This window comes from Lelliottia sp. WB101 (assembly GCF_003051885.1).
GTDB classification, from domain to species: Bacteria; Pseudomonadota; Gammaproteobacteria; order Enterobacterales; family Enterobacteriaceae; genus Enterobacter; species Enterobacter nimipressuralis.
Genome location: NZ_CP028520.1, coordinates 1,216,842 through 1,240,496, shown reverse-complemented (window position 1 = coordinate 1,240,496; position 23,655 = coordinate 1,216,842). Strand labels below are relative to the sequence as shown.

Annotated in this window: 19 protein-coding genes and 1 pseudogene; 12 read left to right on the top strand and 8 right to left on the bottom strand. The window is 55.7% G+C overall.

What is annotated here, in order from left to right:
* The first annotated feature begins 195 nt into the window (after positions 1–195).
* The 3 genes from pitA to DAI21_RS05750 all read left to right on the top strand — a co-directional run bounded on the left by pitA (position 196) and on the right by DAI21_RS05750 (position 2,659).
* On the top strand, positions 196–1,695 hold the full coding sequence (gene pitA, locus DAI21_RS05760; RefSeq protein WP_100778511.1) for an inorganic phosphate transporter PitA: 1,500 nt from the start codon (positions 196–198) through the stop codon (positions 1,693–1,695).
* Positions 1,696–1,884: 189 nt separating this feature from the next.
* Positions 1,885–2,274, top strand: a complete 390-nt coding sequence (locus DAI21_RS05755) for a polymorphic toxin type 44 domain-containing protein (protein WP_199174676.1) — start codon at positions 1,885–1,887, stop codon at positions 2,272–2,274.
* A complete protein-coding gene (locus tag DAI21_RS05750; protein WP_107702668.1) occupies positions 2,252–2,659 on the top strand; it encodes a hypothetical protein in 408 nt (135 codons plus the stop codon). Before DAI21_RS05755 ends, DAI21_RS05750 begins: the two co-directional genes overlap by 23 nt.
* 37 nt (positions 2,660–2,696) lie before the next feature.
* On the opposite strand, the gene uspB is transcribed toward DAI21_RS05750, so the two are convergent.
* Positions 2,697–3,032 carry a universal stress protein UspB gene (uspB, locus tag DAI21_RS05745; RefSeq protein WP_095283811.1) on the bottom strand — a complete coding sequence of 112 codons (336 nt, stop codon included), beginning with the start codon at positions 3,030–3,032 and terminating at the stop codon, positions 2,697–2,699.
* A gap of 282 nt (positions 3,033–3,314) precedes the next feature.
* On the opposite strand from uspB, the gene uspA reads away from it, so the two are divergent.
* Positions 3,315–3,752: a universal stress protein UspA gene (gene uspA, locus DAI21_RS05740; RefSeq protein WP_003861223.1), complete on the top strand. Its 438-nt coding sequence runs from the start codon at positions 3,315–3,317 to the stop codon at positions 3,750–3,752.
* Positions 3,753–3,838: 86 nt separating this feature from the next.
* On the opposite strand, the pseudogene rsmJ reads toward uspA, so the two are convergent.
* Positions 3,839–4,590 (bottom strand): annotated as a pseudogene (gene rsmJ / locus DAI21_RS05735) (16S rRNA (guanine(1516)-N(2))-methyltransferase RsmJ).
* Positions 4,591–4,598: 8 nt separating this feature from the next.
* Positions 4,599–6,641, bottom strand: a complete 2,043-nt coding sequence (gene prlC / locus DAI21_RS05730; protein ID WP_100778509.1) for an oligopeptidase A — start codon at positions 6,639–6,641, stop codon at positions 4,599–4,601.
* A 184-nt stretch (positions 6,642–6,825) separates the two neighbouring features.
* Here prlC and DAI21_RS05725 point away from each other — a divergent pair, with 184 nt between their 5' ends.
* The 3 genes from DAI21_RS05725 (at position 6,826) to DAI21_RS05715 (ending at position 11,020) form a co-directional block, all read left to right on the top strand.
* Positions 6,826–7,668 carry a 23S rRNA (adenine(2030)-N(6))-methyltransferase RlmJ gene (locus tag DAI21_RS05725; RefSeq protein WP_100778508.1) on the top strand — a complete coding sequence of 281 codons (843 nt, stop codon included), beginning with the start codon at positions 6,826–6,828 and terminating at the stop codon, positions 7,666–7,668.
* A gap of 71 nt (positions 7,669–7,739) precedes the next feature.
* On the top strand, positions 7,740–9,092 hold the full coding sequence (gene gorA / locus DAI21_RS05720; RefSeq protein ID WP_107702667.1) for a glutathione-disulfide reductase: 1,353 nt from the start codon (positions 7,740–7,742) through the stop codon (positions 9,090–9,092).
* Between the two features lie 278 nt (positions 9,093–9,370).
* Complete coding sequence (locus DAI21_RS05715) at positions 9,371–11,020, top strand: alpha,alpha-trehalase (protein ID WP_100778506.1); 1,650 nt, start codon at positions 9,371–9,373, stop codon at positions 11,018–11,020.
* A gap of 40 nt (positions 11,021–11,060) precedes the next feature.
* Here DAI21_RS05715 and DAI21_RS05710 read toward each other — a convergent pair whose 3' ends face one another.
* Positions 11,061–12,656 carry an STY4199 family HEPN domain-containing protein gene (locus DAI21_RS05710; RefSeq protein WP_102105279.1) on the bottom strand — a complete coding sequence of 532 codons (1,596 nt, stop codon included), beginning with the start codon at positions 12,654–12,656 and terminating at the stop codon, positions 11,061–11,063.
* Between the two features lie 148 nt (positions 12,657–12,804).
* Here DAI21_RS05710 and DAI21_RS05705 point away from each other — a divergent pair, with 148 nt between their 5' ends.
* Positions 12,805–13,344, top strand: a complete 540-nt coding sequence (locus tag DAI21_RS05705) for a GNAT family N-acetyltransferase (RefSeq protein WP_107702666.1) — start codon at positions 12,805–12,807, stop codon at positions 13,342–13,344.
* A 4-nt stretch (positions 13,345–13,348) separates the two neighbouring features.
* Here the strand turns inward: DAI21_RS05705 and DAI21_RS05700 are convergent, their stop codons facing one another.
* On the bottom strand, positions 13,349–14,107 hold the full coding sequence (locus DAI21_RS05700) for an SDR family NAD(P)-dependent oxidoreductase (RefSeq protein ID WP_107702665.1): 759 nt from the start codon (positions 14,105–14,107) through the stop codon (positions 13,349–13,351).
* A 119-nt stretch (positions 14,108–14,226) separates the two neighbouring features.
* Between DAI21_RS05700 and DAI21_RS05695 the strand changes: the two genes are divergently transcribed.
* From DAI21_RS05695 to DAI21_RS05685, 3 genes are all read left to right on the top strand, one after another.
* Positions 14,227–15,126 (top strand): LysR family transcriptional regulator, encoded by a 900-nt coding sequence (locus DAI21_RS05695; RefSeq protein ID WP_100778502.1) that lies wholly within the window; start codon positions 14,227–14,229, stop codon positions 15,124–15,126.
* A 52-nt stretch (positions 15,127–15,178) separates the two neighbouring features.
* Complete coding sequence (gene yhjD / locus DAI21_RS05690; RefSeq protein ID WP_107704219.1) at positions 15,179–16,204, top strand: inner membrane protein YhjD; 1,026 nt, start codon at positions 15,179–15,181, stop codon at positions 16,202–16,204.
* 274 nt (positions 16,205–16,478) lie between these two features.
* Positions 16,479–17,801, top strand: coding sequence for an MFS transporter (locus DAI21_RS05685; protein WP_100778501.1), 1,323 nt, complete (start codon positions 16,479–16,481; stop codon positions 17,799–17,801).
* Between the two features lie 89 nt (positions 17,802–17,890).
* On the opposite strand, the gene DAI21_RS05680 is transcribed toward DAI21_RS05685, so the two are convergent.
* On the bottom strand, positions 17,891–19,951 hold the full coding sequence (locus DAI21_RS05680) for an AsmA family protein (RefSeq protein ID WP_100778500.1): 2,061 nt from the start codon (positions 19,949–19,951) through the stop codon (positions 17,891–17,893).
* Positions 19,952–20,073: 122 nt separating this feature from the next.
* Complete coding sequence (gene pdeH / locus DAI21_RS05675) at positions 20,074–20,847, bottom strand: cyclic-guanylate-specific phosphodiesterase (RefSeq protein WP_100778499.1); 774 nt, start codon at positions 20,845–20,847, stop codon at positions 20,074–20,076.
* A gap of 231 nt (positions 20,848–21,078) precedes the next feature.
* Between pdeH and DAI21_RS05670 the strand changes: the two genes are divergently transcribed.
* Complete coding sequence (locus DAI21_RS05670) at positions 21,079–22,008, top strand: sugar kinase (protein WP_123429833.1); 930 nt, start codon at positions 21,079–21,081, stop codon at positions 22,006–22,008.
* A gap of 74 nt (positions 22,009–22,082) precedes the next feature.
* Here DAI21_RS05670 and DAI21_RS05665 read toward each other — a convergent pair whose 3' ends face one another.
* On the bottom strand, positions 22,083–23,573 hold the full coding sequence (locus DAI21_RS05665; RefSeq protein WP_100778497.1) for a pitrilysin family protein: 1,491 nt from the start codon (positions 23,571–23,573) through the stop codon (positions 22,083–22,085).
* Positions 23,574–23,655 lie beyond the last annotated feature (82 nt).

Sequence of the window (23,655 nt, the reverse complement as noted above, 5' to 3'; positions counted from 1 at the left end):
AAGTTTCCTATGTGGTCGCACCAGCGCAAAAAACCGATATGTCAGTCATTTAATTGAAATATAAAATATATTTCTTTACCAGACGCAAACAAAGCAGAAGGTATATCAAAAAAAAGCTATATTTCACTTTGCCCGTTGCGCATTTGTCCTGGATAATGCGCCGCGTTCATGTCCTCCAAAATGGCGTAACGTCCTATGCTACATTTGTTTGCTGGTCTGGATTTACATACCGGGCTTTTACTATTGCTTGCTCTGGCATTTGTACTGTTTTACGAAGCTATCAATGGCTTCCACGACACTGCGAACGCAGTCGCAACGGTTATCTACACTCGCGCAATGCGATCGCAAGTTGCGGTTGTTATGGCGGCTGTCTTTAACTTCTTTGGTGTTCTCCTCGGAGGTCTCAGCGTAGCCTATGCCATTGTGCACATGCTACCAACGGACCTGTTACTGAACGTGAGTTCAGGCCATGGTCTCGCCATGGTGTTTTCAATGCTGCTTGCCGCCATTATCTGGAACCTCGGTACCTGGTATTTCGGCCTGCCTGCATCCAGTTCTCATACGCTGATTGGCGCGATTATCGGTATCGGTTTAACCAATGCCCTCATGACCGGTACGTCTGTGGTTGATGCGCTGAACATTCCTAAAGTTGTCGGGATCTTCGGCTCCCTGATTATCTCCCCTATTGTGGGTCTGGTCGTGGCAGGTGGATTGATTTTCATCCTGCGTCGTTACTGGAGCGGTACCAAAAAACGCGCCCGTATTCACCTGACACCCGCAGAGCGTGAAAAGAAAGATGGCAAGAAGAAGCCACCGTTCTGGACCCGTATTGCACTGATTATTTCCGCTATCGGCGTCGCCTTCTCTCACGGCGCAAACGACGGTCAGAAAGGCATCGGCCTGGTCATGCTGGTTCTGATTGGCGTGGCTCCGGCAGGTTTCGTGGTTAACATGAATGCCACCGGATACGAAATCACCCGTACCCGTGACGCCGTCAACAACGTCGAAGTTTACTTCCAGCAGCACCCTGATCTGCTGAAGAAAGCCACCGGCGTTGATCAGCTCATTCCTTCTCCAGAGCCAGGCGCTGCAACCGCACCGGGCGAGTTCCACTGCCACCCGGCCAACGCGATTAACGCGCTGGAACGTGCGAAAGGGATGCTGGGCGATATCGAAAGCTATGACAAACTGACCGTAGAACAACGTGGTCAGATGCGTCGCATTATGCTGTGCATCTCTGATGTGACCGATAAAGTGGCGAAGCTGCCGGAAGTGAACGCTGATGACCAGCGTCTGCTGAAGAAACTGAAAAGCGATATGCTCAATACCATTGAGTACGCGCCTATCTGGATCATCATGGCGGTCGCGCTGGCACTGGGTATCGGCACCATGATTGGCTGGCGTCGAGTGGCGACCACCATCGGCGAGAAGATTGGTAAGAAAGGCATGACGTATGCGCAGGGTATGTCCGCGCAGATGACAGCGGCTGTTTCTATCGGTCTGGCGAGCTACACCGGTATGCCGGTTTCAACCACCCACGTTCTGTCTTCTTCGGTTGCCGGTACGATGATTGTTGATGGCGGCGGTTTGCAGCGTAAAACCGTGACCAACATCCTGATGGCCTGGGTGTTCACCCTCCCGGCGTCCATTCTGCTTTCAGGCGGTCTGTACTGGATCTCGCTGAAACTGATTTAATGCAGGATAAGCAATGAAAAAGCGGGTCAGGAAACTGACCCGCTTTTTTTTTTGCACTCATTTTAATTTAGCTTCCAACATGCTGATGACATTAGAATAATCTGAGCTTTTTTTGTACAGAAGAAACGCCATTTACTGCTTATCCTCTCGAACCTCACCATAAAAAAAGAAAAGATTAGAGGAAGGAAAATGGCTTCTGTACCCACCCCAGGGCCGGGGTCTATCGTTATCGCCAACAACATGCGGGAAGCCCGCCTGCGCGGAATGTCACGCAATATGGCAACAGCCTCAACCTATTATTGGTTCTATCAAAAAGTCAGGAATGGCGGCCCGTGGGATTACAAAAAATTTGATCCCTACTTCGCGGCTTTTGGAAATTTTAATTTCGGTGCGGCAGGAACAGCAGCCGGTATCCCTGCAAATATCTTACTGATGGGAGCGGGATGGGCCCAGGGACGTGCAGGTACCTCGAAGCCACAATGGGGAAAATGGTATGAAAAACCGCCCTATGGCGATGACCCTACTGACCAACGCAATATCAGAGACGGAATAAATTATGCCATTCAAAACGGCTATTAAATGGATACATCGGCTGGTCACACTTTCACTGGTTATTTTGGTTGCAGGCTTTTTGTGGCTCAGTCACCAGCCTGATAACAGGGACAGCGACGAACTGCAGAGAGCTTATAAGCTATCAGATCATGTTTGGCTCTATATGACCATCAACAGCAGCGGCGGCGCGACGGTGCCTACTCTCTACCGTTACTATCTTTCCTCGGAGATCCACGGGGAAGATGTGGATGTGCTGCACCAGCTAAAAACGATAACGCCTTTCCTTGAAGGGACAGGAAGTATTACCAGTGCCAGCGTTGAAAAAAATGGAGAAGTGACAATTTCATATAGCGGGAATGTTTTCTCATTGCGGGATGAGGTATCCAATCTTCGGTTTACCGTTAAACCCTGATCACAGGACGGCGGGCATCACCCCGCCTCCTGCTCACTCAGTGCCAGATGACCAGCGCCACCATACTCACCACCACCAGCCCGCACAGGGCGCTGGTTAAAATGAACTGACGACGCAAGCGCTCACAGCGACGGATAAATTCGTCGTCATGATGATCGCGATAGCGCTGGGCGTAGATATACCACACCAGACGCATCTGTTTGCTGGGCTGTCCATGCGACGTGAAGAAGCCTCCACCATCCACATACTGATAAAGCAACGGATCGCAACCACGAAGTACCACTAACAGCGCGCGTAACGATGAGAAATAACGCGCCATATTCACTATGCAAACCACACATAACGCCCAAAACAATGCGACGGTGCTAATCATACTTCCTCCCCGGCGCCCGCCCACGAAGCAAGGCCTCTGGACAACCGCACCCCAATGCCCTGACAGACAGATCAGTGAAAGAATGACGAAAGTCGATCGGGTTCACGTTTTAATATCCGAACGGCTCATTAAATAGTGTAGGAGATCCGTTAATTTTTTTGCCACAAGGTTAATCGTTATCAACACCAAAGCTTGAAAAATTTGTTGAACTGGGCCGTAATGAAGACATAAAGGCGACGGCTTACCTGATAGTCATCGATAACTTAAGGAAGGAGTAACACTATGGCTTACAAACACATTCTCATCGCGGTAGACCTCTCCCCGGAGAGCAAAGTGCTGGTTGATAAAGCGGTATCCATGGCACGCCCATACAACGCGAAAGTTTCTTTGATTCACGTTGATGTGAATTACTCCGATCTCTACACCGGTCTTATCGACGTCAATCTTGGCGATATGCAAAAACGCATCTCCGAAGAGACTCACCACGCGCTGTCTGAGCTTTCCACCAACGCAGGCTATCCGATCACCGAAACCCTCAGCGGCAGCGGCGATCTGGGTCAGGTGCTGGTCGATGCGATTAAGAAATACGATATGGACCTGGTCGTTTGCGGCCATCACCAGGATTTCTGGAGCAAACTGATGTCCTCCGCGCGCCAGCTGATCAACACCGTCCACGTGGATATGCTGATTGTTCCGCTGCGAGATGAAGAAGACGAGTAAGTTTGACATTGCCGGGCGGCGCTAGCGTTTGCCCGGCCTATGATCAGATGTGTAGGCCCGGTGAGCGCATGCGTCACCGGGCTTTGTTATTCTGGCGTGCCCGAATAAATATCAAACCGATGCCCTTTCGTGACGACCGCGTTGGTGGTTGCCACATCCGCCAGCGGCGGTGCGTAGTCCGGGCGCTTCACCACCACCCGTTTGGTCGCCAGCTGGCGTGCGGGTTCAAGCAATCCATCCGCATCCAGATCCGGTCCCACCAGCGACTGAAACACGCGCATCTCTTTCTTTACCAGCGCACTCTTCTGCTTGTGCGGGAACATCGGATCGAGATAGACCACCTGCGGGCGCGGCGTGATATCTGTAAGCGCCGTCAGGCTGGAGGCGTGGATCAGCTGCAGGCGTTCCTGCAACCACGGGCCTATCTCCAGGTCGGCATAGCCACGCGCCAGACCATCGTCAAGGAGTGCAGCGACCACCGGGTTACGCTCAAGCATCCGTACACGGCAGCCTACAGACGCCAGCACAAAGGCATCACGCCCCAGCCCTGCCGTCGCGTCCACCACGTCCGGCAGATAGCTGCCCTTCACGCCGACCGCCTTCGCCACCGCTTCACCGCGACCGCCGCCAAACTTGCGGCGATGCGCCATCGCACCGCCCACAAAATCGACAAAGATCCCGCCAAGCTTTGGCTCATCGCATTTGCGCAGTTCCAGATGTTCCGGCGTCATCACCAGCGCCATCAGGTTATCGGCATCGTGCTCAAGCCCCAGCGGGCAGCCAGAACAGATAAGGCGCCGTCTCCGGCGCCTGTTTCATCTATCAAACAAATTTTCACGAACGCGATTAGCCTTTGATTCCGTAATGTTCCAGCATCGCATCCAGCTGCGGCTCGCGGCCACGGAAGCGTTTGAACAGCTCCATCGGCTCTTCGGAACCGCCGCGTGTCAGGATGTTATCCAGGAACGACTGACCGGTATCACGGTTGAAAATCCCCTCTTCTTCGAAGCGAGAGAACGCATCGGCTGCCAGAACGTCGGCCCACAGGTAGCTGTAGTAACCCGCCGCATAACCGCCCGCGAAGATATGGCTGAAGGCATGCGGGAAACGGCCCCACGATGGACCCGGAATGAGCGCCACCTGCTTCTTGATTTCGCCGAGGGTTTCGAGGATTTTCGCGCCCTGCTCCGGGCTGAACTCGGCGTGCAGACGGAAATCGAACAGACCGAACTCCAGCTGACGCAGGATAAACATCGCTGCCTGGTAGTTTTTCGCCGCCAGCATTTTATCCAGCAACGCTTTCGGCAGCGGTTCGCCGGTTTCGTAGTGACCGGAGATAAACGCCAGTGCGTCCGGCTCCCAGCACCAGTTTTCCATAAACTGGCTCGGCAGCTCGACGGCATCCCACGGCACACCGCTGATGCCAGAAACGCCCGCCGCTTCGATACGGGTCAGCATATGGTGCAGGCCGTGACCGAATTCATGGAACAGGGTGATCACTTCGTCATGCGTGAACAGCGCCGGTTTACCGTTTACCGGACGGTTAAAGTTACAGGTCAGGTAGGCGACCGGTTTTTGCAGCGAGCCGTCCGCTTTACGCATCTGGCCGACGCAGTCGTCCATCCACGCGCCGCCACGTTTGTTTTCTCGCGCATACAGATCCAGATAGAAACTTCCGCGCAGCTCGTTTTTCTCATCGTACAGCTCGAAGAAACGCACTTCCGGGTGCCACACTTCCACGTCGTGACGCTCTTTTGCGGTAATGCCGTAAATGCGTTTCACCACTTCGAACAGGCCGTTCACGGCTTTGCTTTCCGGGAAGTACGGGCGCAGCTGCTCGTCGCTGATGCTGTAGAGATGCTGTTTCTGTTTTTCGCTGTAGTAGGCGATATCCCACGGCTGCAGCTCATCAACGCCGCACTCCGCTTTAGCGAATGCACGCAGCTGGGCCAGCTCTTTTTCACCCTGTGGACGCGCGCGTTTTGCCAGATCGGTTAAGAAATCAAGTACCTGCTGTGGGTTTTCCGCCATTTTGGTGGCGAGGGATTTTTCGGCGTAGCTGTCGAAGCCCAGCAGTTGCGCCAGCTCGTGGCGCAGGGCGAGGATTTCGGCCATTACCGGGCTGTTGTCCCATTTACCGGCGTTCGGCCCCTGGTCAGAGGCGCGGGTGCTGTACGCGCGGTAGAGCTCTTCACGCAGCGCCTGGTTATCGCAGTACGTCATCACCGGCAGATAGCTCGGGATATCCAGCGTCAGCAGATAGCCTTCCTGCTCTTTCGCTTCGGCCTGCGCTTTGGCGGCGGCCAGCGCGCTTTCCGGCATACCTGCCAGCTCGGCTTCGTCGGTGATCAGTTTTGACCAGCCCATGGTGGCGTCGAGTACGTTGTTGCTGTACTGGTTGCCCAGCTCAGACAGACGCGCAGCGATTTCGCCATAGCGCTGCTGTTTCTCTTTCGGCAGGCCAATGCCTGACAGCTCAAAATCACGCAGCGCGTTATCGACCGCTTTCTTCTGGGCAGTATCCAGTTTTGCGTAGTTTTCGCCGTCGCGCAGATCGCGATAGGCGTTATACAACCCTTCGTGCTGGCCGACCCAGGTGCTGTACTCAGAGAGCAGCGGCAGGGTTTGTTCATAGGCTTCGCGCAGTTCCGGGCTGTTTTTCACCGAATTAAGATGGCTCACCGGCGAGAAAATGCGACCCAGTACGTCATCCACTTCCGCCAGGCGCTGGCACAGGTTATCCCAGGTGTACGGCGCGCCCTGCGCGACCACTCGCTCTACCGCCTCGCGACAATTATCCAGCGACTGAGTTACAGCCGGGACAACGTGTTCAGGGAGGATTTTAGAAAAGGGCGGCAACGAAAAAGGCGTGAGTAATGGATTGGTCATAAGCGCTGTCCTGTTGAATGAGGTGAATGAAGCGCGCATCCGGCGCTGGGCATATTGTTTCTGTAATGGGGATAAGTGTAGTGAATTTCAATGCCAGGCGCTGCACTTACCGGGCCTACGGGTAATCTGCAGCGTTCTGCTGTAAACTGTGGCAAATCGTTTATTACCTGGAACACCTTTACCCATGCTCAGTTATCGCCACAGCTTCCACGCGGGCAACCACGCCGATGTCCTCAAGCACACCGTTCAGAGTCTGATTATTGAATCTCTGAAAGAGAAAGATAAGCCGTTTCTCTATCTGGACACCCACGCGGGCGCGGGCCGCTACCAGCTCAGCAGCCAGCACGCGGAGCGCACCGGTGAATATCTGGAAGGTATCGCCCGCATCTGGCAGCAGGACGATCTTCCGGCTGAGCTGGAGCCGTACATCAGCGTGGTGAACCATTTCAACCGCAGCGGCCAGCTGCGCTACTACCCTGGCTCGCCGCTGATTGCGCGCCAGCTGCTGCGTGAGCAGGACAGCCTCCAGCTGACTGAGCTGCATCCGAGCGACTTCCCGCTGCTGCGTTCCGAGTTCCAGAAGGATGACCGCGCACGCGTGGAAAAAGCCGACGGCTACCAGCAGCTTAAATCTAAACTGCCGCCGGTCTCCCGTCGCGGTTTGGTGCTGATCGACCCGCCGTATGAAATTAAAACCGACTATCAGGCCGTTGTGACCGGCATCAACGAAGGCTACAAACGCTTCGCGACCGGCACCTATGCCCTGTGGTATCCGGTGGTCCTGCGCGCGCAAATCAAACGTATGATCAAAGAGCTGGAAGCGACCGGTATCCGCAAAATCATGCAGATCGAACTGGCGGTGCGTCCGGACAGCGATCAGCGCGGTATGACCGCGTCCGGGATGATCGTCATCAACCCGCCGTGGAAGCTCGAAGCGCAAATGAACAACGTGCTGCCGTGGCTGCACAAAACGCTGGTGCCGAGTGGTCATGGCCACGCGACCGTCAGCTGGATCGTGCCTGAGTAATCGCAGTCATCGGTGGAACCTATTGATTTCAGGTATACAATCGCGGCAATCAGAAATTAAGGATATGACCCATGAGCAAGCATTATGACTACATCGCCATTGGCGGCGGCAGTGGCGGTATCGCCTCTATTAACCGTGCAGCCATGTACGGCCAAAAATGTGCGCTGATTGAAGCCAAAGAGCTGGGCGGCACCTGCGTGAACGTCGGTTGTGTACCGAAAAAAGTGATGTGGCACGCCGCGCAAATCCGCGAGGCCATCCATATGTATGGCCCGGATTACGGTTTCGATACCACCATCAATCACTTCGACTGGGACAAGCTGATTGCCAGCCGTACCGCTTACATTGACCGCATCCATACTTCGTATGACAACGTGCTGGGCAAAAACAATGTCGATGTGATCCGTGGCTTTGCGCGCTTCGTCGATGCGAAAACGATCGAAGTGAACGGCGAGACGATCACTGCCGATCATATCCTGATCGCCACCGGCGGCCGTCCGAGCCACCCGGACATTCCGGGCGTGGAATACGGTATCGACTCCGATGGTTTCTTCGAACTACCTGCGCTGCCAAAACGCGTGGCAGTAGTGGGTGCGGGTTACATCGCCGTTGAACTGGCAGGCGTGATTAACGGCCTGGGCGCCGAAGCGCACCTGTTCGTACGTAAACACGCGCCGCTGCGCAGCTTTGATCCGCTGATCGTAGAGACGCTGGTTGAAGTGATGAACGCCGAAGGTCCAAAACTGCACACCAACGCCGTACCAAAAGCGGTGGTGAAAAACGCCGACGGCAGCCTGACGCTGGAGCTGGAAGATGGCCGCAGCCAGACCGTCGACTGCCTGATCTGGGCGATTGGCCGTGAACCGGCGAATGACAATTTCAACCTGGCCGTAACCGGCGTGAAAACCAACGACAAAGGCTACATCGTTGTCGATAAGTTCCAGAACACCAGTGTTCCAGGAATTTATGCGGTCGGTGATAACACCGGTGCGGTCGAGCTGACGCCGGTTGCCGTCGCCGCTGGCCGTCGCCTGTCCGAGCGTCTGTTCAACAACAAGCCGGACGAGCATCTGGATTACAGCAATATCCCGACCGTGGTCTTCAGCCACCCGCCAATCGGCACCGTCGGTTTAACCGAGCCGCAGGCGCGCGATCTGCACGGCGACGACCAGGTGAAAGTGTATAAATCGTCCTTTACGGCGATGTACACCGCAGTCACCTCTCACCGCCAGCCGTGCCGCATGAAACTGGTGTGCGTCGGCCCGGAAGAGAAAATCGTCGGTATTCACGGCATCGGCTTCGGCATGGATGAAATCCTGCAGGGCTTCGCGGTGGCGCTGAAAATGGGTGCCACTAAGAAAGACTTCGACAATACCGTAGCGATCCACCCGACCGCGGCGGAAGAGTTTGTCACCATGCGTTAATCCCCAATGCCCCTCTCCCGAGGGGCATTTTGTTTGATCATTCATAAATCGTTGCAAAACGAATGCTCTGAATTTCTCTGGCGACTCTCGCGATTATAAACTCTATTAAAAATAGTAAAATCAAACAGATACCCTTGATTTACTTAAGCCAGTCGATAAACCAAAACGTGATCCACCGCACACTTCGTCCTTCACACACCGAAGCGAGTGTCTAAGCTTAGAAGATGCCCGGGAAACACCCGTATGTGTGACGACGCAAACCGGAGGTCCTAACCACCATGTTCAACCAGAAATTACACGCTGCAGATATCGTCGAGTTCGAGATTGCGGAAGAGATTCGCTACGAAACCGATCCCTGCGAGTTGAAACTGGATGAGATGATCGAGGCGGAACCGGAACCCGAAATGATCGAAGGGCTGCCCGCGTCTGACGCGCTCACGCCTGCCGATCGCTATCTAGAGCTTTTTGAACACGTTCAGTCGACGCGTCTGTTTGCTGATAGCAAAACCTTCCCCGACTGCGCGCCGAAAATGGATCCGCTCGATATCCTTATTCGCTACCGTAAGGTGCGACGCCACCGGGATTTTGACCTTAAGCGCTTTGTCGAAAACCACTTCTGGATGCCCGAGTCGCTGACCACTGAGTATGTCTCAGACCCGAGTCTTTCGCTGAAAGAGCACATTGATAATCTGTGGCCCGTGTTGACGCGCGAGCCGCAGGACCATATTCCGTGGTCATCCCTGCTGGCGCTGCCACAGGCGTACATCGTCCCCGGCGGGCGTTTTAGCGAGACCTACTACTGGGACTCCTATTTCACCATGCTCGGGCTGGCGGAGAGCGGGCGCAACGACCTGCTCAAGTGTATGGCCGACAACTTTGCGTGGATGATTGAACGTTACGGCCACATTCCTAACGGGAATCGCACCTATTATCTCAGCCGCTCGCAGCCGCCGGTCTTCGCCTTGATGGTTGAGCTGTTCGAAGAGGACGGCGTGCGCGGCGCGAAACGTTATCTGGACCACCTGCTGATGGAGTACGCCTTCTGGATGGATGGCGCGGAATCGCTGGTGCTGAATCAGGCCTATCGCCACGTGGTGCGTATGCCGGACGGCTCGCTGCTCAACCGCTACTGGGACGACCGCGACACGCCGCGTGACGAGTCCTGGATAGAAGACGTGGAAACGGCCAAACATTCGGGCCGACCACCAAACGAAGTCTATCGGGATCTGCGCGCAGGCGCGGCGTCGGGCTGGGACTACTCCTCCCGCTGGCTGCGCGATGCCGGGCGTCTCGCCAGCATTCGCACCACGCAGTTTATCCCGATCGATCTGAATGCGTTCCTGTTTAAGCTGGAAAGCGCTATCGCCAACATCTCCGCCGCAAAAGGCGACAAAGAGACGGAAACCGCCTTCCGCCAGAAAGCGAATGACCGCCGCGCGGCCGTGAACCGCTTCCTGTGGGACGACGAAAACGGCTGTTATCGCGATTACGACTGGCGTCGGGAAGAGATGGGGCTGTTCTCTGCCGCCAGCATTGTGCCGTTGTACGTTGGGATGTCTACCCACGAACAGGCCGACCGGCTGGCCGATACGGTGAAAGCGCGCCTGCTGACCCCGGGCGGGATACTCGCCACTGAACACGAAACGGGCGAGCAGTGGGATAAACCGAACGGCTGGGCGCCGCTACAGTGGATGGCGATTCAGGGGTTTAAGCAGTACGGCAATGACTCGCTGGGCGATGAGATCGCCTGGAGCTGGCTGCAAACGGTGAATCACTTCTACAAAACGCACCACAAGCTGATCGAGAAATATCACATCGCCAGCAGCACCCCGCGCGAAGGGGGCGGGGGCGAATATCCGTTGCAGGATGGTTTTGGCTGGACCAACGGCGTGGTGAGACGGTTGATTGGATTGTACGGCGAACCGTGATTTCCCCTCCCCCTTTCGGGAGAGGGCGGCAGGAGCCGGTTTACCGAATCACATCATAAATGGCGGTCTGAATAGATTGCCATTTTTTGCTGCTGGCATCCGGCTGCGCCTGAGCACGTCGCTTAGCCTGGTCGGCTTCATATTTCTGACGCTGCACGACGGCGGGCACCGTACAGAACGCCTGGAGATATTGCTTGCGCATGGAGGTCATCGCCTCCCCGTTCGACATCGCATGGCTCAGAGTGGCAATAAACCGACGGCACGGTTTCTGCTCTACCATTTGCAGGCGATAGCGCAGCAACACCTCCAGCACGTCATCGTACCCGGCGGACATCGCCTGCTCGGTCCAGGCCAGTTTCCAGTCCATCCCGCCCTGCAGGAACAGCAGCGCCGCACGCGTGTCGTTGCGATCGATGGCCGAACGGAAATTGTTCTCATCCCAGGTCACGCCCATACGGGTCAGTTTTTCCCGTGAGGACGGGGCTTCGCGCATCTCTTTCGCCACCTGCTGCGGCTCGGGGCTGACATTCGCCGCCGCCGACGAAGGCGTGCCGCTGGTCACCAGCCACACTCCGCCTGCAATGATGGCGAGCACCATCACCCCCACGGCGCCCCACAGCGCGCTGGAGATCAGCTGATCGCGCTGTTCAGGCGTGCGCGGCGTGCGTTGCGTCGGTTTTTCAATGCTGTCGCGAATTTCAAACAGATCGCCGCCGGTCTGCCGATCCATTTTCTGCGCATTTTCCCAGAAGCTGTGCAGTTCGCTGGCATCGACCGCCATCAGCCCTGTCGGGTTGATGCGCGTGCGTCCCTCTTCAAACGCCCGCTGAATCGGCCCCGCTATCTGGGCATAGTAATTATCGAGCAGCAGAAGTTGCGCCGAGCTGAGCGCCTGCTGCACCGTCAGCATATTGCGGATCTGGCGGATATCATCGAGGAAAGTCTGCAGGGTTTTACGCGGCTCAACGAGCAACGTCAGGTTCGTGCGGTCATTAAACAGCGACGAGTAGTAGCGGCTAAATTCTTTCTTATCCACCAGCATCTGCGCCATTTCGCTGAACAACATGCCGCTCAACACATCGTTGCGTTCGCTGTTCTTCAGCCAGCGCCGGACCCGGTCGGCATTGAAGAGCGTTTTCAGATGGTTATTGAGCCGAACCGGATCGGGCCACGCCTGCATGATCAAGGATTTAATCATCAGCTCAAGGGCGCGCACCTGCTTATGGGCCTGCAATTGCAGGGATTCATTGCCTGGCGCCAGGTCGGTGTTGTAGCCCAGCAGCGGCTGCTGCAACCGCAGATGCTCCAGCGCCGTGACGAAACGCACGGCGGCAATCAGTTGGTTCTGGCTGACGTCCTGGCCGCTTTCATATTGCGGAACGCGCTGCTGCAAAAGGCGTAACTGGAGCGTGAATTCCGACATTTCGGCGTCATTCAGATTCAGCCGTTTTGCTACCGGTCCCCAACCGCCCAGACCCAGGCGGGCATTATCGAGCTGTTCCAGGAACCAGCGTGGATCTTTCCCTTCAGAGACGTGAACATCCAGCAGCAGCAAGATCTCCACGGAGGCGTGGCGAATAATGCCAATACACTGTTCAAATTGTTCACGGATGTGGTGTGAAGTACCCGATGTCATCATTTTCCTTAACGTACTACAAAGCAGAATAAGCTGGCCTTAAAGGCAATTTTTTCTTTTATTTATGTGCTGTTAAACCATAACTGAGATTATGGAGAAATAAAGTGACAGCTCTATAATCATTGAAAATAGTTATGGGAGAATTCGAATGCCGGTACTCACCACTTCGCGTCTGACATGCTCGCCCGTTGAGGAGCAGGACTGGCCGTTTTACCTGTCGCTGCAACAAAACCCCGATGTGATGCGATTTATCGCCGAAAAGCGCCCTATTGCGGTGATCCGTGAGGCTTTTGAGCCACGCCTCCAGCCGTGGGAACCAGGTAGCGCGCACTGGATGTGCCTTATCGTGCGCGACACCGCCAGCCAAACGCCGCTGGGCGCCACCGGATATATTCACAGAGATAATGATTGCGCCGAAGTGGGATTTATTTTCGACCCACACGCACAGGGGAAAGGCTACGGATATGAGTCGCTGCGCGCCGTGTGTGATTACGCGTTTAATGAGGGGGGAATTCGCCGTCTCACCGCCACGGTGACGGTGGGCAACCTCGCCTCCCGCGCCCTGCTGGAAAAAACGGGCTTTGTGCTGGAAGGCGAGCTGCGTGAAAACTACTGGCTTGCTGAGCGCTGGCAAAACGACTGGATATTCAGCCTGTTAAAACATGAGTATCCCGCACAGGGCCGTTAACGATTTACAGGAACATCCCGCCTGAAACTTCGATGCGCTGCGCGTTCATCCAGCCCAGCTCATCGCTCAGCAACGCGGCGATAGCATCACCGATGTCATCCGGCAGCCCGACGCGTCCAAGGGCGGTGTTCGACGCCACCATCTGATTGATTTGGGCATTATCGCGCACTCGCCCGCCGCCAAAATCGGTTTCAATCGCACCCGGCGCGATAATGTTGGCCGTGATTTTACGCGCGCCTAACTCTTTGGCCTGATAGCGCGTCAGCACTTCCATCGCCCCTTTCATTGCCGCATAGGTACTGGAGCCAGGCTGCGCAAAGCGCGCCAGCCCGCTGGAGACGTTCAGGATGCGCCCGCCGTCTTTAATCAGCGGCAGCAGGCGCTGGGTCAGGAAGAACGGGCCTTTGAAATGGACGTTCAGAGCGTCATCAAATTGCGCTTCGGTGGTCTCTGCAAACGGGGCATATAAACCGGTTCCGGCGTTGTTTAATAAATAATCGAAGGTGTCGCGCTGCCACACATGTTTAAGCTGGGAGCGGACTTCAGCGACAAAGCGTTCGAAGGTCGAGGTATCCCCGACGTTCAGCTGCAATGCCACCGCTTTCACCCCTTTTAATTCAATTTCGCGCACAACATCCTGCGCCTCTTTCTGGCTGCTCTGGTAAGTCAGGATGATTCCGGTTCCCTTCGCAGCCAGCTTCAGCGCCGCGTTTTTCCCCAGCCCACGGCTGCCACCTGTCACTAATGCAATACGTTCACTCATGAGAAACCTCGTTTCGTTTGATATGGCGATTGAGAAAGAGCTTATTAGGTGATAGAAAATCAATAAAGAGGGTCAAAAACGCTTCACTGTTTCATTAATAACAATAATGAGCGCAGCCTATGGATAAAATTCACGCAATGCAGCTCTTCATCCGCGTGGCGGAACTGGAGAGTTTTTCTCGCGCCGCGGACACACTGGGTCTTCCTAAAGGTAGCGTATCGCGCCAGATTCAGGCGCTGGAGAACCTGCTCGGTACTCAGCTTTTGCACCGCACGACGCGTCGCGTCAGCCTTACGCAGGACGGCATGGTCTATTACGAACGGGCAAAAGATCTGCTGGCAAACCTCGACGAACTGGACGGTCTTTTCCAGCATGATCCCACCAGCATCAGCGGACGATTGCGCGTCGATATGCCCGTTGGCGTTGCGCGAAATTTAGTCATCCCAAAACTGCCCGCTTTTTTGCAGCAGTACCCCGGCATTGAGCTGGAATTGAGCAGCAGCGATCGGATGGTCGATGTCATCCGCGAAGGATTTGACTGCGTGGTACGCGTCGGCACGCTGAAGGATTCGGGCTTAATCGCCCGCTCGCTGGGTAAACTGTCGATCATTAACTGCGCCAGCCCGGACTATCTGGCGCGTTTTGGCTATCCGGAGACGCTGGACGATCTGGCTTCCCACGCGGTAATTCATTACGCGCTGAATCTGGGTACCCGCCCGCAGGGTTTCGAGTTTTATAACGGCGATGCCACCCAGTGGGTGAAGACCGGCGGCATTTTAACGGTTAACAGCACCGAGACCTACCACGCGGCGTGTCTCGCCGGACTGGGGATTATTCAGGTGCCGCGCGTCGGCGTGCGCGAGGCGCTTAAGGCCAAAAAAATGGTCGAGATCCTGCCGCAATACCGCGCCGAACCGATGCCGGTTTCGCTGATTTACCCGCATCGTCGCAATCTCTCGCGGCGGGTTCATCTGTTCATGGAATGGCTGACGACGATAATGAAAGCTTACGTTGATTAGTCGCGAGCTATAATTCAATAAATTCCCGCCAAACGAAAAAAGGAAAATGCGCGTGACGCCGGAAAACAACCCGCAACGACCCACTCAAGAACTGGAATACGAACCCATCAAAAAGATGGAATCTGAGCCGCAAAAAAGCCCCTCAGCCGCTAAAGCCACCAAAGCGCTGGAGACCGTCACCGGAACCGCGCAAAAGATTCAGCGCCGGCCGATGGTTGCGCACCTGATCCGCGCCGCAGAGCGCTTCAACGACCGCATGGGCAACCAGTTTGGTGCGGCCATTACCTACTTCTCCTTCCTGTCGATGATCCCGATTATGATGGTGTCATTTGCGGCGGCGGGTTTTGTCCTCGCCTCGCACCCGACGCTCTTGCAGGACATCTTCAACAAGATTCTGGTTAACGTGAGCGACCCGACGCTGGCCGGCACCCTGAAAAGCACCATCAACACCGCGGTGCAGCAGCGTACCACCGTGGGGATTGTCGGGCTGCTGATTGCCCTCTATTCCGGTATCAACTGGATGGGGAACCTGCGCGAGGCGATTCGCGCTCAGTCGCGCGACGTCTGGGAGCGCAAGCCGCAGGATCAGGAGAAAATCTGGATTAAGTATTTCCGCGATTTCGTGTCGCTGATTGGCCTGCTGGTCGCCCTGGTTGTGACGCTGTCGATCACCTCTGTCGCCGGTTCCGCGCAGCAGATGATCATTTCAGCGCTCTATCTGGATTACATCGACTGGCTGAAACCCGCCTGGCGGCTGATTGGTCTGGCGATCTCCATTTTTGCCAACTATCTGCTGTTCTTCTGGATCTTCTGGCGATTACCGCGCCACCGTCCGCGCAAGAAAGCGCTGATCCGTGGGACCTTTATCGCCGCGATTGGCTTTGAAGTGATTAAGATCGTGATGACGTACACCCTGCCGTCGCTGGTGAAATCCCCGTCTGGCGCGGCGTTTGGCTCGGTTCTCGGTCTGATGGCGTTCTTCTACTTCTTCGCCCGTCTGACGCTGTTCTGCGCCGCGTGGATTGCCACCGCCGAATACAAAGACGATCCGCGAATGCCGGGCAAAACCCACCGCTAAACGCCGTATCGGGCTGAATAAGAATGCAAAGTTTCAGCCCGATTCACCATTTCAGCATATAAATCCAGCCTGTAACTTTTATTTAACCAAAAACCAGTTTTATCGACTGATATTTAAATTCTGTGAAGCATTTCATGGAAGGTATTTCGTCAGCCTGAATATTATCCGCTTTTTGCTGCTTTTCTCACCGCTTCGCGCCCTTGTTACAGATTGAAATGTCGCTTTTGCTATGCGTAATATGGCCTTTCGTCAGACCAAACAATAAGAAAATTTTATGCAAGCCACAGCCACAACTCTTGATTCAGAACCGGAAAGCACGCCGGTAAACTCGCGTAATAAAGTCGTCGTTGCCTCCCTGATTGGCACCGCTATCGAATTCTTCGATTTCTATATTTACGCGACCGCCGCGGTCATCGTTTTTCCGCATATCTTCTTCCCGCAGGGTGATCCGACGGCTGCAACGCTGCAATCGCTGGCAACGTTCGCCATCGCCTTTATCGCCCGTCCGATTGGTTCGGCGGTCTTCGGACACTTTGGCGACCGCGTCGGGCGTAAAGTGACGCTGGTAGCGTCGCTGCTGACGATGGGGATTTCTACCGTAGCGATTGGCCTGCTGCCGACCTACGAAACAATCGGTATTCTGGCACCGATGCTGCTGGCGCTGGCGCGTTTTGGTCAGGGCCTGGGGCTTGGCGGTGAGTGGGGCGGCGCGGCGCTGCTGGCGACAGAAAATGCGCCACCGCGTAAACGCGCGCTGTACGGCTCTTTCCCGCAATTGGGTGCGCCGATTGGCTTCTTCTTCGCGAACGGCACCTTCCTGCTGCTCTCCTGGCTGCTGACCGACGAGCAGTTCATGAGCTGGGGCTGGCGTATTCCGTTTATCTTCTCGGCAGTGCTGGTGCTGATCGGCCTGTATGTGCGCGTTTCCCTGCATGAGACGCCGGTGTTCGCCAAAGTCGCGGCGGCGAAAAAGCAGGTGAAAATCCCGCTGGGCACGCTGCTGACCAAACACCTTCGCGTGACGGTACTCGGCACCTTCATCATGCTGGCGACCTATACGCTGTTTTATATTATGACGGTCTACTCCATGACCTTCAGTACCGCAGCAGCCCCTGTGGGCCTTGGTCTGCCGCGCAATGAAGTGCTGTGGATGCTGATGATGGCGGTGATCGGTTTCGGCGTGATGGTGCCGATTGCCGGGCTGCTGGCGGATAAATTTGGCCGTCGCTCAAGCATGATCGTGATTACGTCGCTGATTATTCTCTTCGCACTGTTTGTCTTCCCGCCGCTGCTGGGTTCAGGTAGCCCGGCGCTGGTGATGGCTTACTTACTGATTGGTTTGAGCCTGATGGGGCTGACCTTTGGCCCGATGGGTGCGCTGCTGCCGGAGCTGTTCCCGACCGAAGTGCGTTACACCGGCGCGTCGTTCTCCTATAACGTGTCATCGATTCTGGGCGCCTCTGTCGCGCCGTACATCGCCACCTGGCTGCAGGCGAACTATGGGCTGTTCTACGTGGGTGTGTATCTGGCGGCGATGGCAGGACTGACGCTGATTGCGCTGCTGTTGACGCACGAAACGCGGCATCAGTCGTTATAACTAAAAACGGCAACCTCGGGTTGCCGTTTTTATTTCTGTTCACCCTCTCTCATTCGGGAGAGGGCTGGTTGAGAGCATCACCCGCCTCGTTACTTTTTCATCTGCGACAAAATCGTCCGACACTGATTGGTGTCACCTTCAGACGGCGAAATCAGTGCCAGCAGAGCCGCCGCTGGCGTGACAAGCGTTGCCAGCGCTGCCGCGACAGCGCCGCGCGCAATCAACGGCCCGGCTTTGACACCCGCCTGCGGATTTTTGAACGAACCGCGCACATAAAGCGGTGAACGCAGGGTAATAATACGGAAGCCTTTACTCTCCGGATCGATGGTTAAATCCAGCTGCTCCGAGGCCATACTCGCCGTCCCCGTTACGTTGATCACCGCATTTTCCGTATCGAAGGCAAAAATCTGCGGACGCGCCACGCCGTTGACCAGATCCAGATTGGCGGCCGCGCAGTTCACCCGCACTTCATCATCACCAAAAATCTGCCCGATGATAAAGTTACCGACGTTCAGCCCGAGGATCTCCATCAGGTTGCGGCTCACCAGGCCGTCATTCATCAGCAGTTTGAGATTCCCGTTGCTGCTGCCGAGCAGCGCCGCGATGGAGTTCCCCACCCCACGAATATCCGCATCACCGTTCATTTCACCGAGGGTTTTCTGCATCAGCTCCACGTTCGGCATCAGCTGTTTCAGCTTCAGCCTGCGCGCCTGAATATCGGCCCGCCCCTGCATCGGCTTTTTATCGCCTTCGAGGTGAATGTTGGAGGAGATGGTCCCGCCCGCCAGCCCGAATTTCAGCGGCTGCAGGCGCAGATCGGCATTTTTCAGGATGATATGGGTCGAGAGGTCGCTTATCGGCAGCGTGCTGCCGTGCTCGATTTTGCGCCCCTTGAAGCGCACATCGGCGTCCATCACGTCCCATTTGTCGGTTTCAAAACGGTCGTACGGCAGCACTTTGTCCGACGGCTGAATGTCTTTCTCGCCTTTCTTCTGCTCAGAGCGTTTGGATTGCTGAGCGCCTTTACCCGAATCGACGCCAATCAGCGGCCCGAGATCGGCGAGGCGCAGCTGGCGCGATTCCACATCACCTTCCAGTTTCGGGCGCGGTTTGCCGGTGGTGTAGGTGAGCGAGCCGTGAATGTCGCTGTCACCGATGCGGCCATTAAAATTGCGGTAATCAAAGACCGACGATTTTTCTGTATCGATTTTGGCGACCAGCCGACCGTCCGTCTCAAACGGTGGCGTATCCGGGAGCAGGACGCCGGTTAAGTCGTACAGCTCGCCGAGCGAATCGCCGGAGAATTTGAGCTGCAAATCGACGCCGCCCATTTTCATCGGGTCATGTACCGTGCCGACAAACGCCACGCGGGTGTTGCCCGAGCGGAAATCCGCCTGCACCGGGAACGGTGTGCCTTCACTGCGCAGCGCCAGTACGCCGCCAATTTTGCCGGTCCCGGTGAGAGGTTGCTCGTTGTAGCGCCCTTTCGCCTTCAGGCCAAAGACGTAATCACCCACGCGGGTTTTCTCGTCTTTGCCTTTGGTGCCGGTGACTTCGCTGAACGGCAGCGGTTTACCGAGCGGATCGACCAGGATCTCAATATCCGCTTTGCTGACTTTGTCATCGATGGCGATCCGCCCGCGATCGAACAGAATATTATCCAGCCGGAAAGACCAGGCCGACGGCGGCGCATTGGGGTCTTTCTCGCCGCTGCTGGCCAGATTAAAGGTCCAGTTGTTGTTCTTCTCTGACAGGCGAATCAGCCGCGCGTCGGGCTGTTGCAGTTTGATCCACGGGAGATAGACGGTTTTCGTCAGCAGCGCTAACGGTGCCAGCGTCGCTTCCACGCGCGGCAGGTGGACCATGGTGACTTCCGGAATATCGGGCGGGTTGCCGAGAATAATATCGTTGGCATGAACATGCGGCCAGGGCACCCAGCTGCGCCAGCCCGTTTCGTCTTTCTGACGCTCCCAGACCACACCGAGATCGCCGCGAATGGCGAAGGGACGGTTCAGTTCAGTGGAGACTTTCTGGTTGATGGTCGGTTTGAGGCGGTTCCAGTCGAACGTCGCGATGATGATGATGGCGACCACAATCAACAACAAGAAGATCCCTGCTACCCAGGTGACGATCCTGGTGGTTTTGGACATCGTTATCCCCTTTTTTATTACCTTGCCTTTCATGAATATAGCTCAGGCATGGGAAAAAAGGGGGACGCTGCTTCCGGGAATAGCGCGTGTTCGCCACGCGCTATTCTGGGAAACAGCAGAGGTTACAACGTGATAATGACGTTATCGAGCGTATCCATCGGTACCGGACGTGAGAGGAAATACCCCTGTGCGGCCGCTGCGGGGGAGTTCTGCACATCCCGCCACTCTTCGAGCGTTTCGACGCCTTCGACAATCACGCCCTGGCAATAGCGATTCATCAGTTGCAATAGCAGCGTGAACAAATTGCGGCCTTCCTGGGTCTGGCGCAGCATGATGAACAGGTCGCGGGCCACTTTGATGTAGTCGTAGCGTACTTCGCTTAACGCAGAGAAGTTCGCCATGCCCGTGCCGAAATCATCCAGCCACAGGGGGCCAAACTCGCACATCGAGGCAAAGGAGGAGTCCTGCGGCAGGCGCACGTGCTCGACCAGCTCAAAGCGCATCCACGGCAGCGAGGCGACCAGTTTCTGTAGCTGCGGGTTCTGGCGCAGCGCGATCAGCGTTGGGCCGTCGACGTTCACCGACGCCAGAATGTCGTGGCGGGCGAAAAAGTCCCGTTTCGTCCCCAGCATTTCGAGCTGCTCTTCCAGCACATCCAGACGCTGACGTACGCTCACCTCGGCGAAATAGCGATCCGGAGCGATGCGCTGCGTGGGATTCGACGGGTGGGTCACGACAGTCAAGATTTCAATTGCCATGAGTCTGCCGTCAATGCGGTAAATCGGCTGATAAGTATAAGCACGCTCACATTGCAGCCAATAGCGATGCTCCTGCAAGCTTTCAATACTTGCTTCCGGAGTGGTGCATAGCCGCTGGATAACCTGCTCTGACTTCATTTCAGATGTCCTGTTGAAAAGAGATGACGTGTCTGGACTCGTCAAAAGGTTATCGGCCCGGGATGTGAGAACTTTATGTTCAGCTGGCGGGGAAAATGAAATTAAGATGACAGAATCTGCCCGGAACGCGCGCTGGCTCAAAAAAAAATTTGGAACGACGTTTTAATATAGTTGACCATAAAATCCCCACAGCGCACACTTACATTAATTTATCGGTTCAGGTTCACGACTATGTCTAAAAAAATTGCCGTGATTGGCGAATGCATGATTGAGCTGTCACAAAAAGGTGCGGACGTTAGCCGCGGTTTTGGTGGCGATACGTTGAATACTTCGGTCTATATTGCCCGTCAGGTCGCGCCTGACGCGCTGACAGTCAACTATGTGACCGCACTCGGTACCGACAGCTTCAGCCAGCAGATGCTGGAAGCCTGGCAGAGTGAAAACGTCCAGACGTCGCTGATTCAGCGTATGGAAAACCGTCTTCCGGGGCTGTACTACATCGAGACCGACAGCACCGGCGAACGCACGTTCTACTACTGGCGCAACGAAGCCGCAGCCAAATTCTGGCTAGAGAGCGACGAATCTGCGGCCATCTGCGAAGAGCTGGCGACCTATGATTATCTCTACCTGAGCGGAATCAGCCTGGCAATCTTAAGCCCATCCAGCCGCGAAAAACTGCTCTCCCTGCTCCACGAATGCCGCGCGAACGGCGGGAAAGTGATTTTCGATAACAACTACCGTCCGCGCCTGTGGGCGAGCCGCGAAGAGACGCAGCAGGTTTATCAGCAGATGCTGAACTGCACCGATATCGCGTTCTTAACCCTCGATGACGAAGATGCCCTGTGGGGCGAAAAACCGGTCGACGACGTGATCGCTCGTACGCATCAGGCCGGTGTGTCGGAAGTGGTGATTAAGCGTGGCGCCGATTCCTGCCTGGTCTCCGTGGCAGGTGCTGCCGTGGTGGACGTCCCTGCGGTGAAACTGGCGAAAGAAAAAGTGGTGGATACCACGGCGGCGGGCGATTCGTTCAGCGCCGGATATCTGGCCGTGCGCCTGACGGGTGGTACACCTTCGGAGGCCGCAAAACGCGGGCATCTGACGGCCAGTACAGTGATTCAGTATCGCGGGGCGATTATCCCGCGCGAGGCGATGCCTGACTGAGTTCGTGCACGACTCCCGGCTGACAAACAAAAAAAACGGCAACCATCGGTTGCCGTTTTATTATCTTTTCGCCATTACTGCGCTTGCGGAATATCCGTCGCATCCTGATGCAAATCATCGGCCGCAGGCTGAGCGGTACGCTCTTCGTGCGACATGATCTCATCCCAGGTGGCCTGTAGCTCTTTCATGTTGTATTCCGGCTCGCCTTTCGGCTGCAGCAGAACAAGCGCCATATCTTGCGACAACTGCTGACGCAGATCCTGATTAATCATCTCAACGGTCAGGCTGTTCAGGAAGTCCTGGCGCAGTTTCTGATACTGCTCCGGCGCGATATCCACCACCTGATTTTGCAGGGAGCGAATGCGTTGGCTGATCAGGATATCCGTGTCAGTGCGGGCGTAGGTTGCAAACAGTTTTTGCAGCTCCAGATTCTTCTGCGCCACCAGCGCGTTGAACTCTTCTTCGCCCAGGCCATCTTTACGCACTTTGGCCAGCTCTTTGGCGACGACGCTGAGATTCGTGTTCAGCTTGTCGTTTGGCGACTCCACGTTAATTGCACACTGTCCGCGCTGGAACAGCACGCGGCAGTCGAAGCCAATCCCGATATCCTTCGCATTGTTTTTGCTCAACGTCTGCTGAACATGCCAGAACAGCGCTTCACGGGCGAGATCGGCACGCCAGTAGCGCAGCAGCGCGGCGGATTCACGAATCGGCTGCCATGGGGTGTCCCACATCAGCGACAGACGGTCCTGACGCACGGAGTCGGTCATGATGCTCACCGGCTCGGCACGCAGCGGAGCCAGCGTTGAAACCGGCGCAGGCACTTCGCGTTTACCCTTCAGATCGCCAAAGGTTTTGCCAATCTGTTCGATCACCGCGCGGCTGTCGACGTTGCCGACCACAATCAGGGTCATTGCATCCGGGGTGTACCATTTTTGATAGAACGATTTGACCTGCTCGATATCCACCGGCTGTTTGACCGGCTCTGCCGGATCGTGTCCCAGCAGCGATGAGCCTTTCAGGCGGTAACGCCACCAGCCGTCTTTAGTATCCGCAGGCCAGGTCGCCACCATGTCGCTGTTGCTCAGGGCATAGTTAACTGTATCGGGGGTGATCGCCACTTTACCGGCGGTATCGCCCAGCCACGTCAGGGCCTCTTTCAGAAGGTCGTTACGGTTGTTGGGCAGGCTGAGGTTAAACATGGTGTAGTCGTAGGAGACAACTGCAGGTGGAAGTGGACGTTTCGGGTCGATGCCCTGCTGCCACAGTGAACGCACCTGCACTGCTTGCAAACTGCCGCTTTGGGTCAGCGCCAGTCGAGGAATAAAATGGCTAAGCCCGCTCTGCTGCGTGCTCTCGGTTAATGAACCGGTATTGACGGAAAGACGAATTTCGATGCGGTCACTGGGACGTTGCGGAGTGGCTAAAACCTGCCACTGAAAACCATTCGCCAGTGTGCCCTGCTGCCAGGCTGGGTCGGGCTGGAGCGTATCTGCCTGCACATAACTGGCTGCTGCCATCATCAGCAAACCGCCGGTTAAGAGTCGAATTTTTGTGCCCTGCATGTAAACCCCTGATCAACATTCCTGGTTAAAAAGAGTGTCTCACTACATTGAGCACTCTGAAGATAACGTTCAAACACTTCGA

Coding starts and splice junctions, on each gene's coding strand:
- pitA (WP_100778511.1), top strand. CDS start 196: ATGCTACATTTGTTTGCTGGTCTGGATTTACATACCGGGCTTTTACTA.
- DAI21_RS05755 (WP_199174676.1), top strand. CDS start 1,885: ATGGCTTCTGTACCCACCCCAGGGCCGGGGTCTATCGTTATCGCCAAC.
- DAI21_RS05750 (WP_107702668.1), top strand. CDS start 2,252: ATGCCATTCAAAACGGCTATTAAATGGATACATCGGCTGGTCACACTT.
- uspB (WP_095283811.1), bottom strand. CDS start 3,032: ATGATTAGCACCGTCGCATTGTTTTGGGCGTTATGTGTGGTTTGCATA.
- uspA (WP_003861223.1), top strand. CDS start 3,315: ATGGCTTACAAACACATTCTCATCGCGGTAGACCTCTCCCCGGAGAGC.
- prlC (WP_100778509.1), bottom strand. CDS start 6,641: ATGACCAATCCATTACTCACGCCTTTTTCGTTGCCGCCCTTTTCTAAA.
- DAI21_RS05725 (WP_100778508.1), top strand. CDS start 6,826: ATGCTCAGTTATCGCCACAGCTTCCACGCGGGCAACCACGCCGATGTC.
- gorA (WP_107702667.1), top strand. CDS start 7,740: ATGAGCAAGCATTATGACTACATCGCCATTGGCGGCGGCAGTGGCGGT.
- DAI21_RS05715 (WP_100778506.1), top strand. CDS start 9,371: ATGTTCAACCAGAAATTACACGCTGCAGATATCGTCGAGTTCGAGATT.
- DAI21_RS05710 (WP_102105279.1), bottom strand. CDS start 12,656: ATGACATCGGGTACTTCACACCACATCCGTGAACAATTTGAACAGTGT.
- DAI21_RS05705 (WP_107702666.1), top strand. CDS start 12,805: ATGCCGGTACTCACCACTTCGCGTCTGACATGCTCGCCCGTTGAGGAG.
- DAI21_RS05700 (WP_107702665.1), bottom strand. CDS start 14,107: ATGAGTGAACGTATTGCATTAGTGACAGGTGGCAGCCGTGGGCTGGGG.
- DAI21_RS05695 (WP_100778502.1), top strand. CDS start 14,227: ATGGATAAAATTCACGCAATGCAGCTCTTCATCCGCGTGGCGGAACTG.
- DAI21_RS05685 (WP_100778501.1), top strand. CDS start 16,479: ATGCAAGCCACAGCCACAACTCTTGATTCAGAACCGGAAAGCACGCCG.
- DAI21_RS05680 (WP_100778500.1), bottom strand. CDS start 19,951: ATGTCCAAAACCACCAGGATCGTCACCTGGGTAGCAGGGATCTTCTTG.
- pdeH (WP_100778499.1), bottom strand. CDS start 20,847: ATGAAGTCAGAGCAGGTTATCCAGCGGCTATGCACCACTCCGGAAGCA.
- DAI21_RS05670 (WP_123429833.1), top strand. CDS start 21,079: ATGTCTAAAAAAATTGCCGTGATTGGCGAATGCATGATTGAGCTGTCA.
- DAI21_RS05665 (WP_100778497.1), bottom strand. CDS start 23,573: ATGCAGGGCACAAAAATTCGACTCTTAACCGGCGGTTTGCTGATGATG.